At 39.7% G+C, this 16,581-nt stretch carries 13 protein-coding genes; 6 read left to right on the forward strand and 7 right to left on the reverse strand.

Features of this window, described 5'->3' with window-relative positions; all coding sequences use genetic code 11:
- Positions 1 to 24: 24 nt before the first annotated feature.
- Both araD1 and NI462_RS14010 read right to left on the reverse strand, forming a co-directional pair.
- Positions 25 to 1,023 carry an AraD1 family protein gene (araD1, locus tag NI462_RS14005; protein WP_219309958.1) on the reverse strand — a complete coding sequence of 333 codons (999 nt, stop codon included), beginning with the start codon at positions 1,021 to 1,023 and terminating at the stop codon, positions 25 to 27.
- 4 nt (positions 1,024 to 1,027) lie between these two features.
- Positions 1,028 to 2,338, reverse strand: coding sequence for an MFS transporter (locus NI462_RS14010; protein WP_219309960.1), 1,311 nt, complete (start codon positions 2,336 to 2,338; stop codon positions 1,028 to 1,030).
- A 166-nt stretch (positions 2,339 to 2,504) separates the two neighbouring features.
- On the opposite strand from NI462_RS14010, the gene NI462_RS14015 reads away from it, so the two are divergent.
- From NI462_RS14015 to NI462_RS14025, 3 genes are all read left to right on the forward strand, one after another.
- On the forward strand, positions 2,505 to 4,238 hold the full coding sequence (locus NI462_RS14015) for an IlvD/Edd family dehydratase (protein WP_104426519.1): 1,734 nt from the start codon (positions 2,505 to 2,507) through the stop codon (positions 4,236 to 4,238).
- Between the two features lie 80 nt (positions 4,239 to 4,318).
- Positions 4,319 to 5,035 (forward strand): FadR/GntR family transcriptional regulator, encoded by a 717-nt coding sequence (locus tag NI462_RS14020; protein ID WP_067763287.1) that lies wholly within the window; start codon positions 4,319 to 4,321, stop codon positions 5,033 to 5,035.
- Between the two features lie 37 nt (positions 5,036 to 5,072).
- Positions 5,073 to 6,023: an NAD(P)-dependent oxidoreductase gene (locus tag NI462_RS14025; RefSeq protein ID WP_253161109.1), complete on the forward strand. Its 951-nt coding sequence runs from the start codon at positions 5,073 to 5,075 to the stop codon at positions 6,021 to 6,023.
- A 205-nt stretch (positions 6,024 to 6,228) separates the two neighbouring features.
- Here the strand turns inward: NI462_RS14025 and NI462_RS14030 are convergent, their stop codons facing one another.
- From NI462_RS14030 to denD, 4 genes are all read right to left on the reverse strand, one after another.
- Entirely contained in the window at positions 6,229 to 7,548 is a 1,320-nt protein-coding gene (locus NI462_RS14030) for an MFS transporter (RefSeq protein WP_219309963.1), read from the reverse strand.
- A gap of 311 nt (positions 7,549 to 7,859) precedes the next feature.
- A complete protein-coding gene (locus tag NI462_RS14035) occupies positions 7,860 to 8,738 on the reverse strand; it encodes an NAD(P)-dependent oxidoreductase (protein WP_219309964.1) in 879 nt (292 codons plus the stop codon).
- Between the two features lie 3 nt (positions 8,739 to 8,741).
- Positions 8,742 to 10,115 (reverse strand): MFS transporter, encoded by a 1,374-nt coding sequence (locus NI462_RS14040; RefSeq protein WP_219309965.1) that lies wholly within the window; start codon positions 10,113 to 10,115, stop codon positions 8,742 to 8,744.
- A gap of 14 nt (positions 10,116 to 10,129) precedes the next feature.
- The gene (gene denD, locus NI462_RS14045) at positions 10,130 to 11,122 is read right to left on the reverse strand and encodes a D-erythronate dehydrogenase (RefSeq protein ID WP_253161111.1); all 993 of its coding nucleotides are present in this window, start codon (positions 11,120 to 11,122) and stop codon (positions 10,130 to 10,132) included.
- Between the two features lie 351 nt (positions 11,123 to 11,473).
- Between denD and NI462_RS14050 the strand changes: the two genes are divergently transcribed.
- Positions 11,474 to 12,352 carry an SMP-30/gluconolactonase/LRE family protein gene (locus NI462_RS14050; RefSeq protein WP_219309967.1) on the forward strand — a complete coding sequence of 293 codons (879 nt, stop codon included), beginning with the start codon at positions 11,474 to 11,476 and terminating at the stop codon, positions 12,350 to 12,352.
- A 49-nt stretch (positions 12,353 to 12,401) separates the two neighbouring features.
- Here the strand turns inward: NI462_RS14050 and NI462_RS14055 are convergent, their stop codons facing one another.
- The gene (locus NI462_RS14055) at positions 12,402 to 13,337 is read right to left on the reverse strand and encodes a LysR family transcriptional regulator (RefSeq protein WP_219309968.1); all 936 of its coding nucleotides are present in this window, start codon (positions 13,335 to 13,337) and stop codon (positions 12,402 to 12,404) included.
- A 112-nt stretch (positions 13,338 to 13,449) separates the two neighbouring features.
- Between NI462_RS14055 and NI462_RS14060 the strand changes: the two genes are divergently transcribed.
- Together NI462_RS14060 and NI462_RS14065 are read left to right on the forward strand one after the other, a co-directional pair.
- The gene (locus NI462_RS14060; protein ID WP_219309969.1) at positions 13,450 to 14,631 is read left to right on the forward strand and encodes a fumarylacetoacetate hydrolase family protein; all 1,182 of its coding nucleotides are present in this window, start codon (positions 13,450 to 13,452) and stop codon (positions 14,629 to 14,631) included.
- A 129-nt stretch (positions 14,632 to 14,760) separates the two neighbouring features.
- The gene (locus tag NI462_RS14065) at positions 14,761 to 16,548 is read left to right on the forward strand and encodes an IlvD/Edd family dehydratase (protein ID WP_253161112.1); all 1,788 of its coding nucleotides are present in this window, start codon (positions 14,761 to 14,763) and stop codon (positions 16,546 to 16,548) included.
- Positions 16,549 to 16,581: the final 33 nt, after the last annotated feature.

Below are 16,581 nucleotides of genomic sequence, written 5' to 3' on the forward strand. Positions count from 1 at the left end.
AATTGTATTCATAATATTAATTCCTTAAAGAGTAATGATTGAGCCAATTGGTAGTTCAGGTTGAGTAGATGCGAGTTTATTTATCAATGGTTGACCAAACTCTTTCATTTCAATTTCAAATTCATCACCAATTTCAGCTTTCATACCGTCTGCAAAAGACAGTGTGGCTGTTCCGAAATAATGAATATGGACATCCCCAGGCTTGAGGAACTGTTGGTATTTGAAATGGTGATATTCAAGATTAGTCAGGCTATGACACATATTGTCTTCACCTGAAAGAAACTCTTTTTCCCAGATCACTTCACCATTACGTTTCAGCCGGCTTTTACCTACCAAATGTTTAGGCAGATCTCCCGTTCTTAATTCCGGACCATAACTGCAAAAACGTAATTTTGAATGTGCAAGATATAAATAATTACGGCGTTCCATCACATGATCTGAATATTCATTGCCTAGTGCAAAACCAATACGATACGGTTTTAAATCCGGGCCAATTACATATAAACCGGCAATCTCAGGTTCTTCACCACCATCTTCAGCAAAAGGAGGCAATGGTAATTCTTTCCCAGGACGTACAACAATTGAGCCATCCCCTTTATAAAACCATTCTGGTTGTGCTCCTACTTGACCCTCTATAGGTTTGCCTTTTTCTAGTCCCCATTGAAACATACGCATGGTATCTGTCATCGAAGCCGGATCATTCAGGTTTTGTTGATGCATCTTGTCGCGTGCGGATGCTGATCCTAAATGGGTTAATCCTGTTCCTGAAATAAAACAATGTGCTGCATCAGGATGATCCAAGGGTGGCAAAACCTGGTGATTTTCTAACAGCTCAGCATAGTTATAATGTTGTTCTGCAAAACCTAATACCTCAACTTGCTTTTCAAGCGAAAGACCTTTTTCGATTGCTAACAATGCAAGCTCACGTACAGTAGTCACTCTATTAACCTGAAATACCTGATTGTTTTCTACGACACCTATTGCACGCTGATTAGAATGATCTTCAAACTGAATAATATTCATGCTGCTATCCTTTAGCATTTTCACTAATGTTCATTGTTTTAGATTTTTGGGTCTCAAATTTTGCATAGACGAAATATGTCAAAATCAAACCAAAAATCATGACGATTGTTAAAAAGTACAAACCTGAAGCCATGTTGCCGGTGTATTGCTTCAATAAGCCAATTCCAAAAGGACCGATATAGCCACCCAAATTTCCAACTGAGTTAATAAGAGCAATACCTGCTGCTGCGCTGGCACCTGTCAAGAAGCGTCCAGGAAGTGTCCAAAATACGGCTGTGGTAGAAAATAGACAGAATGCAACAACAGAAAGAGCGATCAATTGCATAACAGGAGAAGTTAGCCATGCACTAAAGAACATGCCACAAGCACCTAAGGCATATAAGAAGCTCAGGTGTCCATAACGGTCATTTAACTTATCTGTACTGCGGGGAATAATAAGTAAACCAATAATCCCGAATACATAAGGAATACTTGAGAGAAAGCCTACTTGTAAATCTGAACCACCACTAAACTGCTTGATAATGGTGGGTAACCAGAGATTTAAGCCATAAATGCTTAAAGTGACGGGTAGATAATACAAAGCAAGAGTCAATACACGCTTATCTTTTAAAGCATGAAGCGGATTTCCATGACGTGTTTGATCATATTCAGCTTCATCTTTAATCAGCTCATTACTCAACCAAGTTTTTTGTTCATTACTCAGCCACTTAACACTATTAATTTTTTCTGGAAGATAGAGAAGTGTTGGCCAGGCAAGTAAGACTGCTGGTAAACCTACTACAATAAATAACCACTGCCAGCCATGCATATTGGCGATACCGTCCATGCCCAATAATGCACCTGCCAAAGGTCCGGCTACCATCATGGCAATCGGCTGAGAAAGAATAAACATCCCCATGATTTTTCCACGATGGCGCACTGGATACCATTGGGTGATTAGATATAGTACTCCCGGAAAGAAGCCAGCTTCAGCGACACCGAGTAAAAATCTAAGGATATAAAAACTGTAAGGTCCTTGAATGAGTGCCATTGCCATGGTGATTAGCCCCCATGTAAGCAGAATTCGTGCGAACCACTTTCTTGCGCCAAACTTGTCTAAGAGTAGATTACTTGGCACCTCAAATAAGAAATAACCAATAAAGAATAAACCTGCACCTAATCCATAAGCCGCATCACCTATTCCTACATCTGCACCCATATGTAAATGGGCAAAACCGACTGCTGCACGATCAATATAAGCAACTAAATATAAGACCACTAAAGCGGGGATTAGCTTAAATGTTACCTTCCTGATGACATCCTTCTCGAATTCCATATTCGACTCCATTTTCCATTTCTAGTTTTAGCTTCATGCTGAAGGAGGAATTTACCAGAATAAAATATAGTATTACTATTTAAATTGTAAACCCTTTTAAAAGGATTTTATTTACTGTATTTTAGTTTTAATGTTTTTAATAGTAATACTATATAGGGATATAGAAATGTCTAACAAACAACCTTTACGCTCAGCTGCATGGTTTGGGACAACCGATAAAAATGGATTTATGTATCGTAGTTGGATGAAAAATCAGGGGATTCCAGATCACGAGTTTGACGGACGACCAATTATTGGTATTTGTAATACCTGGTCAGAACTCACACCTTGTAATGCACATTTCCGTAAAATTGCTGAGCATGTCAAAAAAGGTGTTTTAGAAGCTGGCGGCTTTCCGGTTGAGTTCCCGGTTTTCTCCAATGGAGAATCTAACTTACGCCCTACTGCGATGCTTACCCGTAACTTAGCCAGTATGGATGTAGAGGAAGCAATTCGTGGTAATCCCATCGACGGCGTTGTCTTGTTAACAGGTTGTGATAAAACGACTCCTGCTTTGCTCATGGGTGCTGCAAGTTGTGACGTTCCTGCAATTGTGGTGACAGGCGGTCCTATGCTGAATGGCAAACATAAGGGTAAAGATATCGGTGCGGGTACTATCGTCTGGCAGATGCATGAGGAATTAAAAGCAGGAAAAATTGATTTAAATGAATTTTTATCAGCTGAATCTGGTATGTCACGTTCAGCAGGAACCTGTAATACCATGGGCACAGCTTCTACAATGGCATGTATGGCAGAAGCTTTAGGGACCTCATTACCCCATAATGCGGCAATCCCTGCGGTAGATTCTCGCCGTTATGTATTGGCGCATTTATCTGGTATGCGTATTGTAGATATGGTGAAAGAAGATCTGCGTCTTTCTAAAATTTTAACTAAAGAAGCTTTTGAAAATGCTATCAAAGTTAATGCTGCAATTGGCGGTTCAACCAATGCTGTTATTCATCTGAAAGCAATTGCTGGCCGAATTGGGGTTGATCTGGAACTGGATGACTGGAACCGTGTGGGTCGCGGTATGCCCACAATTGTTGATTTGCAGCCCTCAGGGCGCTTCCTGATGGAAGAATTTTATTATAGTGGTGGATTGCCAGCAGTATTACGTCGTATGGGTGAAAATAATCTACTTCCCCATCCTCAAGCATTAACCGTCAATGGTCAATCGATCTGGGAAAATTGCCAAAACTCCCCTATCTACAATGATGAAGTGATTCGTCAAATTGATAACCCACTTCGTAATGATGGTGGGATGTGTATTCTTAAAGGTAATTTGGCACCAAAAGGCGCTGTATTGAAACCGTCTGCGGCCTCCCCGGAATTAATGAAACATCGTGGACGTGCTGTAGTCTTTGAAAACTTTGATGACTATAAGGCACGTATCGTTGATCCAGATCTTGATGTAGACGAAACCTGTGTCTTGGTACTCAAGAATGCCGGTCCAAAAGGTTATCCAGGCATGGCAGAAGTCGGAAATATGGGATTACCTCCAAAAATTCTGGCAAAAGGAATTACCGACATGGTTCGTATTTCTGATGCACGAATGAGTGGTACTGCATATGGCACGGTAGTCTTGCATGTTGCACCAGAAGCTATGGCCTGTGGTCCTTTGGCCGCTGTTCAAAATGGTGACTATATTGAACTCGATGCTTATGCCGGAAAATTACACCTGGATATTTCTGATGAAGAATTGCAGCAACGTTTAGCTAATTTACCAGAACCACCAAGACCAAGCTTTATTGGGGGCTATCGTCAGCTCTATGTAGATCATGTACTTCAGGCAGATCAAGGCTGTGACTTTGATTTTCTGGTAGGTTGCCGAGGCTCTGAAGTACCCCGACATTCACATTAAGTGCCTAAAATTTAGATGATCTTGTGAAATCATAAGGTCATCTATACCATAATGAGATCATAAATGGTCAATTGTAAAATATGAGTAATGCCGACTATAAAAATCCTGTTCCAAGTAAAAGCCAACATGCTCTTATTGTTCAGCAATTAGGTCTAAAAATAGTATCTGGCGAAATACCGGAAAATGCAAAATTGCCTTCAGAGGCAGAGTTATGTGAAGAATTTCAAGTCAGTCGACCGGTATTTCGTGAAGCTATTCGTGTTCTGAATGCCAAAGGTCTGACCTATTCTCGACCTAAAATTGGTACGGTTGTTCGCCCTAAAGATGAATGGCATTTACTTGATCCGGATATTTTATACTGGCTTATACAATCCACCCCTGAAAATGAATTTTTTAAAACTTTATCTACTGTACGTCGTGTATTAGAACCGGAATTGGCTTATATCGCAGCAAGTACGGCGACAGAGGAAGATATAGCACGCATTAAAAAAGCGTATGCAGGGATGGAACAGGCAGAAAGTATTGAAGAGTTTATCCAGCCGGATATTGACTTTCATCTTTCAATTGCCAAAGCAACTCATAATGATTTATTGGCATATATGTCAAAAATGCTGGTTTTACCTTTGCAGCAGTCAATCCAGGTTACCAGTTTAAGACCGAATTTACAGAACCATTCATTGCCTCGGCATAAAGCAATTTTAACTGCAATTGAAAATAAAGACCCTCTTTCTGCACGTCATGCCTCGCTGGTGCAGTTAGAGGATACTAAAATGGCATATGATTTGATTAAAAAATAAGTCATATGCAGTACCACTATGTAGATATTAAAGATTTATGAATACCGTAAAAGTTACCTGTGTTGAAAAAGGCGTATTACTGAATAAAGCATTTCAATTTAATTTCCCTGTTGAATACACTGAATATGAGCAGTTAAGTCAGCAACAGTTTTATGATCAGATCCATGATCAGGATGTGCTCATCATCAGTGACCTGAAAGTTGATGAACAGATTCTGAACAATAATCCGAACTTAAAATTACTGGCACTTTGTTCCACAGGTTACGATCATGTAGATGTCGATTTATTAAAGTCTAGAAATATCAAAATCTGCAATATTCGTGGTTATGCTGGCGATGCAGTGGCTGAACATGCATTTGTCCTGATGCTGAACCTGATCAAAAATTTCGACTCCCAAGTTAAGGCTGTTCGAGATGGGACCTGGTCAAATAGTCCAGTATCTTTCTATCTTGCAGCGCCCATCCGTGAACTCAAAAATAAAAATCTGGTCATTGTAGGTAAGGGCGAAATCGGTCAGTCGCTTGCAGAAAAAGCCCAGGCATTTGGTATGAAAGTTACCTTCAGTGAACGCAAGAATGCCACGACCTGTCGTGAAGGATATGTTCCATTTTCACAGGCAATACAGCTTGCTGATGTGCTGTCCTTGCACTGTGATTTGAATGATGAAACCCGTTTTATGATTGATCGGACTGTACTCAGTCAAATGAAAAAAGATAGCATTTTGATTAATGTAGGCCGCGGCGGTTTGGTTCATAGTGAGGATGTTGCAGAAGCATTAATGAATCAGCAGATTGCAGGTTTTGGTGCAGATGTGCTGGACCAGGAGCCTCCTGCAGCAGATCATCCCTTGTTAAAACTCAAGCATCCAAATGTCATGATTACAGCGCATATTGCTTGGGCTACTGATGAAGCTCAAGAACGACTATTTTCTATTTTGGAGAGTAATGTGAACCAGAATATTTTAGGTCATGATCAAAATCTGGTTTAGTTCAATTTATAAAAGAGAGTATTAAATAAAAAAATTAATATAAAAAATAGGACGGTTCATTATTACGATGCCCGTCCTATTCATTTAGATGGATGAACCCCACATGAAAGCCAAATCCTTTAACTAAAATATAAAAATGGATAAGACTGTAGCACCCTCAATCCATGAGGAAACTACAGTCGAACTTTATGGAATTAGTCAGGAATTAAACAGGTTTTAAATGATCTTTCTTGTCCAGATAGCCCAAGATAACTTGCAGCAACACACCAATCAATGCACAGACTGACATTAAAATAAAGCAAAGTGTATAACCGGTTGCATTATGCCATCCTCCAAAATTCGTCAGTAATGAACCCATCAGAATGGGGGCAATCGCTCCTCCCACATAAAGGGCCACAGTAATGATACTGTTCGCTGTACCCATGGCATCTTGCTCGGCATAATCTGATGCCGTGGCATAATAAATTGGCCAGATTGCATTGGCAGAGAAACCAAAAATTAATTGAATAATAATGACAGAAATTACACCTTGGGTTAAACAGAAACTGGCAATACCAACAGCCATCCAGATTCCACAAAGAATGAGTGTCTTACGACGTCCAATTTTATCGGACAAAGAAGGCCAGAAAATTTGACCCATAATTCCTGTAATTGTAAATACGGCACTTAAACCTGCCGCTTTAGCAAGATCTAGTCCCACAATATTATAGAGATATGCAGGAAAAATAGTCAGGAAACCAAGATATACAATGTGTGTAATTAAGGTACTACCTGCCGTAAATAAAATACCGCGTGACTTTAAAGTTCTTTTTAAGGAACCTTTCTTCGCAGCAGCTGGATTTAAGGATTTGGTTTCTAGACATGGATTATCTGTCGGTGGAGTAAGTCCTCGATCTATACATGCATCATGAAACTCATCATAGCGTTTCTTGTTTGAATAAATAGCCCAGAATGTTAATACCGGTACTGAAATCATGATGCCGAGATAAAATGCATAACGCCAGTTTTCAGGACCAAAATAATAAATAATTGATGCCATTACTACCCCACTCAGCATTGCACCAACGGGATAACCAGCATGGTGGGCACCGATTGCAAAGCCTCGGTGCTCTTTAGGCCACCATTCTGCGGTATTACTCACCCCGATGGGTTCGGCCACACCACAACCAATAGACACCAATATCCGCAAGATAACAAACTTATAGAAAGTATTACTAAATGACATGATGCCAGAAAGTAAGGACAGAAAAGTAAATCCGACAATCAAAGGCCACTGGAACATAGCACGTTTCCAGCCCGGTGCTTTTAAATCACAATAGGCACTTACCGGAATACTGAGTAAGGCTAGGGACACAGTAATGGCGGCGATGGTATAGCCCCACTCTGTGGGTGTAAGAGAGAATTCTTCACAAATCATGACTGCCGCGCGGAATATGAGTTCACGATCATATGCAATAACCAGCCAGATTAACCAGCAAACAACAAGAGACACCCATGAATGCCGATGAACTTTTTTTAAACTCATTCTCTTTCCCTATTTATTAACCATCTGAAAATGGTTAATTCCATCCATTCTTATTCTGAATAATTTTATTTAGTAGAGAATTTCTCTATTTAATAAAATATAAAAAAATATAGTTCTATCGATTTTGAAATTCCAATTACATTTTCCCAGCATTCGATAACTCAGTCCTATCGATATATATTTTATTTTACAAAACATTGATTTAAAAAAGATATTAAAATGTATTAAATATTTTAGGATTAAAAATAATATATTTAAAATAAAAAACTGGCTATTTAAAAGCCAGTTTTAAACAATATCAAGAGATATAGCTATACCTCTATATTATTAAGCCTTTTTAATTCACGAATTAATCCTGAATGGTCTAAGGGTCCATCGCCATGATGGACCATATCTGAAAAGAGCTGATCTACCAATTCTGCTACCGGCAACTTTAATTTTAATTCCTGCGCATAATTTATAGCAGTATGAGTATCTTTTAACTGAGTACTCGCTGCGCCTCCTGGTTTAAAGTTTTGACTTAACATACGTTCACCATGCTGTTGCAAAATAGGAGAGTCAGCAAATCCACCAGTTAATGCCTGCTTTACTTTATACGGATCAGCCCCGCCTTGCTGAGCAAAGAGTAAACCTTCTGCCACGGTAGCAATCGTACTCGCAACAATCATTTGGTTAACCAGTTTGGCGAGCTCTCCACATCCGGCAGTGCCCACCAAGACTGCTCTGCCCATAGAATTTAGAACTGTTTGGGCTTCAGTAAAGGTATCTTCCTCACCACCCACCATAATAGCTAGAGTCGCATTTTGTGCACCTTTCTCACCACCTGAAACAGGTGCATCTAGGTATCTTAATCCTAAGGATAAACATCGTTCATTCTGATATTTTGCAGTTTCTACCGGGACTGAACTCATGACAATCACAATACTATTTTTCTTTAGTTCAGAAATCGCTCCATCTTTTTGGAACAGGACTTCATCACAAGTTTTTCCATCACTCAGCATTACAATGAGAAGATCAACATCTCTTCCAACTTCCGATAGCTGATGACAGACTTGTGCGCCCGCCTCTTCTAATGTTTTCAATTTAGAAATTGTTCTATTCCAAACCTGAACCTGGTGACCATCCTTGATTAAGTTCATAACCATGGGTGTGCCCATAATACCGGTTCCCACGAATCCAATCCTTGCCATGTTTTATACTCCTTGATTGGGTTGGGCTTTGAGATTTAACTTTTCTTTTTCTATCTGTTTGCCATTTAATCGTGCGAGTACCAATAACCCGATTCCGCCAATCGCAACAAATCCAGCGATGACTAGAAATGCAGTAGTATAAGTACCAGTCGTGGTATATAAGTACCCTGTTAAATATGGCCCTGTAAATCCACTTAAATTACCCACAGAGTTAATCAGTCCAATACCAGCGGCGGCACCTACTCCCGTCAATGTTTGGCCAGGTAGTGTCCAGAAAATATTAATCGCACTAAATACACCAATGGCAAGGAAAATAAACCCAACAATAATAGCCCAGGGCTGGTTGACAATTAGTGCGATTGCAATTGAACTTGCCGCCATAAGAGCTGCACAAGCACCATGCTTATGACGTTCCTGTTTACGATCCGAGCGTCGGCTCCATAAAATCATGCCTACAGCAGCGAATGCATAAGGAATAGCTGTTAAGAGTCCGTTTTGAATCAAACTGATTTCCATGCCAAACGTGTTACGGAATGACTCCAGCACACTTGGCAAGAAGAAGAACATGGCATTCGAACCAGAAGTAATGCCGAAGTACACAAGAGCCATAAGCCATACCAATGGATTTTTAAACACTTGTTTAATAAGCGCTGACTTAGTTAAATGAGAGTCAGCAGCTTCAGTTTTTTCAAGTTCTTCTCTCTCTAAAGTTCTCATTAACCATTGACGTTGATCAGTAGTGAGCCATTGGGCTTCTTTAGGCGTATTGGTTAAGTATTTCAAACAAATGATACCTAGAATGATCGATGGAATGCCCTCAAGCACATACATCAAACGCCAGCCTTCATACCCTATTGTATCGCCCCATTGCATCAGTCCAACTGAAATAGGTGCACCAATAATCTGGGCAATTGGGAGACCTAAATAAAATGTGGCAAATACACGTGCACGATATCGCGCTGGAAACCACAAAGTAAGATAGAAAATCACACCAGGAAAAAAGCCAGCTTCCGCAATACCGAGTAAAAAACGAAGAACGATAAACTGAGTTCCGTTTTGGATAAAGCCCATTAAGGCAGCAATGATTCCCCAAGTAATCATAATACGCGCGATCCAGATTCTGGCACCGAAACGATGTAGCAATACATTACTCGGAACTTCGGCAATAAAATAACCAAGGAAAAAAATACCAGCGCCTAAGCCAAATATCGTTTGAGTAATGCCAATTGCATCATTCATATGCAAGGCGGCAAAGCCGATATTTGTTCTGTCTAAAAATGCCATTACAAACAGAATAATAAGAAAAGGAATAATTCTTTTTGAAATACGTTGAATGGTTTGCTCTTCTAAAGCAGATTTAGCTTGAATATCTTCCATAATACTGTCTCACTTTAATTAGCTATCTCAGCTATTAATTCCTGGGTATCTTCAATATGCGCCCGGATGATGCTTTCAAAATTCTTATCCGCTTTGAAACCGAGTGATTCAGCATATTCAGCTTTAACTCGCACTGGCCAACTTTTCACAATACGTTGAATCGTTTTATCTTCTTGCCACTGGACGAGATCTACCGCAGATTTTCCTGCAATTTTTTCTAGGGCTTTCAGCATTTGCTGAACGGTCACCGTTAAACCAGGTAATGGAATAATGCGCTGATCGGATAACTGATCCGGAGAAATAACCGCTGCATGAATCATTGAGTCGATACAGCGACGTGGAGAGGTGATAAATACTGGCGTATCAGCCTGGACAGGACAAACCGCGGGCTCACCTTTGAGCGGTTCACGAATGATTGAACTAAAAAATGTTGAAGCAGCTTTATTGGGCTTACCGGGACGAACAACAATTGTAGGTAAACGTAATACTCGCCCATCAATGAAGCCTTTACGTGAGTAATCTGAAACAAGTAATTCACCTACTGCTTTTTGCATGCCGTAGGACGATTTAGGTGTGACGACAGTGTCATCTGTAACTACTTCTGGTAGAGCACCTCCAAATACAGCGCAACCGCTGGCAAAAATAAATCGGGGTTTGATCCCGTGCTGTCTTACCGATTCAAGTAAGGTCAACAAACCATACAAATTGACTTCCATACCTAGGTCAAAATCAGCTTCCGCGGCTGAACTTACCACAGCAGCTAAATGCCAAATGACATCTACATTTTTAGTAATTTCTAATACTTGTTCTTTATCAGTAATATCACCGATCACAACCTGAATTTTTGGATCTTCAGGAATGTCCTCTCCTGCAAAAGCATCGAATAATATGATTTTTTCTACGGATTGAGCAGCTTGTCCATCTAGTGTGATAGTCCCTAATTCCAAGATTTTTCTAGCTATCTGTTTGCCTATAAAACCAGTTCCACCAGTAATAAGTATATTCATAGGTAATCCTTCCCTAATTTAAGAATCAGACGATTTACATCGTAGATGACTCAAATTAAGGAGGATGATTAATAATTACCAATGAATTATTCCTCAATATCGATAACTTTTTAATATCAATATGAATGCGTAATTCAATATAAATTTATATTGAAAGACTTATATACCTAATTCTTATTATTTTTTATTTCAGAATATCGCTACTTTAGGTTTAATAACTTCTGTTTATCAAAGATTGATATTTAATCATTAGTAATTTTTTAAACTAAATTATAATTTACTTAGAAAGTATATGATTTTTCAATAAATTGAATGCCTATCAAATTGAGATAATCTTTCAGGATAATGTAAATGGAAATTAAAGTATTTGTTGATGTTAAGACACGTTTAGGTGAAGTACCGACATGGGATCCTGTTCGTCAACGATTATTTTGGGTAGATATATTTGACGGTCGCTTGTTTTCCTGTGATGAGCAAGGTAAAGACCTGAAAGCTTGGGAAACCCTTCAAAAGATCGGATCTTACGCATTACGTGAAAACCATAATGGAGCAATTGTTGCATTAGAAAATGGGCTGCATAGCCTAGATTTTGATACTGGCGATTTAGAATTTATTGATCACCCTGAACCAGATATGCCTTTTAACCGTCTGAACGATGGAGGTGTAGACAGACAAGGTCGTTTTGTTTTTGGATCGATGAACCGTATGGAAGAAGATAAAACCGCCTCTTTATATCGTTTAAATACAGATATGACGGTTCAGAAACTAGAAGAAAATATCAATACTTCAAATGGGATATGTTGGAATCCAAAAGGTGATAAGTTCTACTTTACAGATACCTGGCAAGGTGAAATCTGGTCATACGATTATGACAGTGCAGATACCGGTTTAACGAATAAACAGGTTTTTTGCAAAATCGATACGCAAGATGGCGGCTCAGCAGACGGATCAACTGTAGATAGTGAAGGTTATGTCTGGAGTGCGAAAGTATATTCAGGGAAATTGGTACGTTATGCGCCTGATGGCAGCATAGATCGAATCATTGAAATGCCGGTTAAAAAAGTAACCAGTCTGGCGTTTGGGGGTAAAGATTTAGATGTGCTCTTTGTTACCTCTATGTCTCAACCTCCGCTACCACGTTTTCCTGGAGACAATCAGTTGCGTGGTAGTGTATTTGCCATTTATGGATTAGGGATCCAAGGTGTCGCCGAAACATATTTCAAAGGTTAAATGCCATTTAATCACTTGGCTGATTTAATTAGCCAAGTGATATTTATAGCTAATTCTGCTTAGCATTTCTTAATAAAATTTCTATAAAGGTTTGTGCAATTTCTGAAACTGGTTCGTTTTTCCTCGTCAAAATGCCGTAATCCTGGGCATCTAAAATCAACTCGGTTTCTATAATGCAAAGTTTCCCGTCTTTCACCTGTTGAGCGACCATTGCTTCAGGCAGCATAGCGACCATGGGAGCAGTTTGTATAATCTGTAGGAAAGTTTGCATGGACATGGTATTGACCGTATTCAAAGGGACTTTAACATTTGCGCGCATAAACGCCGCTTCCATACGTTCACGAATAGGTGTTCCTTTAGGGTAAACCACCCAAGGCCAATCCATGAGTTCGATCAATTTACAAAATTTCTTTTGAGCATAGGCATGCTCATGATTAACCACAATACAAAAAGGCTCAGGTCCTAAGGGCTTAAAATCAAAAAATTGCTGTTGTGTTGCCTGGGTAAATCGACCCACCGCTAAATCCAGTGTATGTTCACTGAGCATTTCCATTAAATGATCACTGGTCTGTTCAACAACATCAATAGAGAGTAATGGCCATTTCTTTTTAATCTCAATCACAGAATTTGGAATGACAGACGCGGTTGCAGCAAAAATTCCACCTACTTTAAGAAATCCATGTCCACCTAGCCTCAGCATTTCAATATCTTCAACAAAATGTTTGGCATCATTCAGGACCCGCTGTGCATAACAAATCACATGCTGCCCCAATGCTGTTACAGGCATACTTCTCGGTAAGCGTTCAAAAATAGAAAAACCCAGCATATTTTCAATTTCTTTCAGCATCTTACTAATCGCGGGCTGACTTAAATTCATCTGTTCAGCTGCTAAATGCATATTTTTAGTTCTTGCCAAAGTCTCTAATAAAACCAAGTGCCTATATTTGAACCAATTATTAAAACTTGAATAATTTAAGTCTGCCATTTAGAAATCCTTTTACCAATAACTACAGGTTATTAATTATTAAATTATTACCATTGGTGTTTATTAGAAAGGAATTCTATGATGATTTCAATTATAAATAGAGTTGTTTTACATGAAATTTACATTAAATTCAGCTAATTCATTGCCAGTGGATGGTACACAAGGGTGCTTAATTGGGCGAGCATGGGTACCGCATAAACATAAAGTTGCTGGTCCATCGCCAGTGATTTTGAAAGGTAATCAGGTTTTTGATATTTCTAGTCATTTCAATACGATCTCTGAACTGTTAGAAACTGATTCCCCGATCTCGGCTCTCTCTAAAATTGAAGGTCAATTGATTGGGAATATTGATGAAATTTTTGCAAATACTTTGCCTGAGCCAGATCTAAGTAAAGCTTATTTTTTAGCACCTATTGATCTGCAAGTGATTAAAGCTGCAGGAGTAACTTTTGCTGCAAGTATGCTGGAGCGGGTAATTGAAGAACAGGCTGCAGGTGATGCGGATAAAGCGCAACACATTCGGGAAATCGTACAGGGAGTGATTGGAGACAGTCTTAAATCTATTCAGCCTGGCTCTGTAAAAGCACTTGAATTAAAAAAATACTTAATTGAACAAAATATGTGGTCTCAATATCTTGAAGTTGGGATTGGCAGTGATGCAGAAATATTCACTAAAGCTCCTGTTCTAGCAGCCGTAGGAACAGGTCAAAATATTGGTATTCATCCAAAATCAGAGTGGAATAATCCTGAACCTGAAGTGGTTCTAGTGGCAAATAGCCAAGGTGAAATTTTAGGTGCGACTTTAGGTAATGATGTCAATCTGCGTGATTTCGAGGGACGTAGTGCTCTTTTATTGAGCAAAGCTAAGGATAACAATGCCTCATGCGCAATTGGTCCTTTCATCCGCTTATTTGATCAAACTTTTAGTTTGGATGATATCCGCTCATGTGAGGTAGAACTCAAAATTGAAGGAACTGATCATTTTGTTTTGAATGGTTTGAGTTCCATGTCTCAAATTAGTCGTGATCCAGAAGATTTAATTCAACAGACTTTAAATGAAAATCATCAGTATCCGGACGGATTTGTACTATTTTTAGGAACATTATTTGCCCCTACCCAAGATCGAGAAAAACCTGGAGCGGGCTTTACCCACAAAGTTGATGATGTCGTACGGATTCATACTCCTAAACTAGGCACTCTTTACAATACTGTAACGACCAGCGACAGAGCATCACCTTGGAATTTCGGCATCAACTCATTGATGCAAAATTTAAAGCAGCGTGAATTACTATAGTTTTCACATATTATCCCTAGGTTGAATGGTATTCCTAAATGATTAGCTTTAGGTTTGGTTCTACCCTTCAAATAAATAACTGCCTCCCATATTGCTCATTTGCATAATATTAAAGTTAAGGATCTGGAAATGAATAATCAAAGTAAACGGATTTTTTTACGTAGCCAGGAATGGTTTGATGATCCAAAACATGCAGATATGACAGCTTTGTATGTTGAACGATATATGAATTATGGTTTGACACGTGATGAGCTTCAGTCCGGTCGACCAATTATTGGTATTGCCCAGACAGGCAGTGATTTAACTCCTTGTAATCGTCACCACAAAGAATTAGCAGAACGCGTTAAGGCCGGCATTCGTGATGCCGGTGGCATTCCTATGGAATTTCCAGTTCATCCAATTGCAGAACAATCACGCCGCCCTACTGCCGCGCTTGACCGCAATTTAGCCTATTTAGGTTTAGTAGAAATTCTCCATGGCTACCCGCTTGATGGCGTGGTCCTGACCACTGGTTGCGACAAAACCACACCTGCCTGCCTCATGGCAGCAGCCACTACCGATTTACCGGCTATTGTTCTTTCAGGTGGACCTATGCTGGATGGCAACTATAAAGGTGATTTAATCGGATCAGGTACAGTGATCTGGCATGCACGAAATTTACTGGCTTCTGGTGAAATTGATTATGAAGGGTTTATGGAAATGACCACTTCAGCATCTCCATCAGTTGGACATTGCAATACCATGGGCACGGCACTTTCCATGAATGCCTTAGCTGAAGCTTTAGGTATGTCTTTACCGACGTGTGCCAGTATTCCTGCGCCTTATCGTGAGCGTGGTCAAATGGCTTATGCGACCGGTAAACGCATCTGTGAGATGGTCCTTGAGGATTTAAGACCCTCGAAAATTATGACCAAAAAATCCTTTGAGAATGCGATTGCTGTTGCCTCTGCTTTAGGTGCTTCTAGCAACTGTCCTCCGCATTTAATCGCTATAGCACGTCATATGGGAATAGAACTTACATTAGATGATTGGCAACGTGTAGGTGAAAATATTCCACTTCTTGTGAACTGTATGCCTGCTGGAAAATACCTGGGTGAAGGTTTTCACCGTGCCGGTGGTGTACCAGCAGTGATGTATGAATTACAAAAAGCAGGCGTACTTAATGAAGATTGTGCATCAGTTAGTGGAAAAAGGATGGGGGAAATTGCCAAGCAGTCTAAAACATCAAACGCTGATGTAATTTATCCCTATCAAGAGCCGCTTAAACATGGTGCCGGCTTTATTGTACTCAGTGGTAACTTCTTCGACAGTGCGATTATGAAAATGTCTGTTGTGGGAGAGGCATTCAGGAAAACCTATTTGTCTAATCCGCAGGATGAAAATAGCTTTGAAGCTCGAGCGATTGTCTTTGAAGGACCAGAAGACTATCACGCCCGTATTAACGACCCCGATCTTAATATTGATGAAAACTGCATTTTAGTCATTCGTGGTGCAGGTACAGTCGGTTATCCAGGTAGTGCTGAAGTAGTAAACATGGCACCTCCTACAGAGCTGATCAAAAAAGGCATCGATTCTTTACCTTGTTTAGGTGATGGTCGCCAAAGTGGAACATCAGCCAGCCCTTCTATTTTAAATATGTCACCTGAAGCAGCTATTGGTGGTGGGATTGCATTGCTCAAAACCAATGACCGTTTAAGAATTGATTTAAATAAACGTTGTGTAAATGTAGTTGTTTCTGATGAGGAATTAGAACGCCGCCGTCAACAATGGAAACCTGACTACCCTGCATCTCAAACACCATGGCAAGAAATGTATCGCAAGTTAGTAGGCCAACTTTCTACAGGCGGATGCCTGGAACCAGCAACCTTGTATATGCGTGTCATTAATGACAAAAACTTGCCCCGACATTCTCATTAAATCGAATCTAGGACTAATTAGATGAATAATATC

It is taken from the genome of Acinetobacter lwoffii, from assembly GCF_024129715.1.
Lineage (GTDB): Bacteria > Pseudomonadota > Gammaproteobacteria > Pseudomonadales > Moraxellaceae > Acinetobacter > Acinetobacter lwoffii_U.

Excerpts from the sequence above, each read along its gene's own strand:
- araD1 (WP_219309958.1), bottom strand. The coding sequence starts at position 1,023 with ATGAATATTATTCAGTTTGAAGATCATTCTAATCAGCGTGCAATAGGT.
- NI462_RS14010 (WP_219309960.1), bottom strand. The coding sequence starts at position 2,338 with ATGGAATTCGAGAAGGATGTCATCAGGAAGGTAACATTTAAGCTAATC.
- NI462_RS14015 (WP_104426519.1), top strand. The coding sequence starts at position 2,505 with ATGTCTAACAAACAACCTTTACGCTCAGCTGCATGGTTTGGGACAACC.
- NI462_RS14020 (WP_067763287.1), top strand. The coding sequence starts at position 4,319 with ATGAGTAATGCCGACTATAAAAATCCTGTTCCAAGTAAAAGCCAACAT.
- NI462_RS14025 (WP_253161109.1), top strand. The coding sequence starts at position 5,073 with ATGAATACCGTAAAAGTTACCTGTGTTGAAAAAGGCGTATTACTGAAT.
- NI462_RS14030 (WP_219309963.1), bottom strand. The coding sequence starts at position 7,548 with ATGAGTTTAAAAAAAGTTCATCGGCATTCATGGGTGTCTCTTGTTGTT.
- NI462_RS14035 (WP_219309964.1), bottom strand. The coding sequence starts at position 8,738 with ATGGCAAGGATTGGATTCGTGGGAACCGGTATTATGGGCACACCCATG.
- NI462_RS14040 (WP_219309965.1), bottom strand. The coding sequence starts at position 10,115 with ATGGAAGATATTCAAGCTAAATCTGCTTTAGAAGAGCAAACCATTCAA.
- denD (WP_253161111.1), bottom strand. The coding sequence starts at position 11,122 with ATGAATATACTTATTACTGGTGGAACTGGTTTTATAGGCAAACAGATA.
- NI462_RS14050 (WP_219309967.1), top strand. The coding sequence starts at position 11,474 with ATGGAAATTAAAGTATTTGTTGATGTTAAGACACGTTTAGGTGAAGTA.
- NI462_RS14055 (WP_219309968.1), bottom strand. The coding sequence starts at position 13,337 with ATGGCAGACTTAAATTATTCAAGTTTTAATAATTGGTTCAAATATAGG.
- NI462_RS14060 (WP_219309969.1), top strand. The coding sequence starts at position 13,450 with ATGAAATTTACATTAAATTCAGCTAATTCATTGCCAGTGGATGGTACA.
- NI462_RS14065 (WP_253161112.1), top strand. The coding sequence starts at position 14,761 with ATGAATAATCAAAGTAAACGGATTTTTTTACGTAGCCAGGAATGGTTT.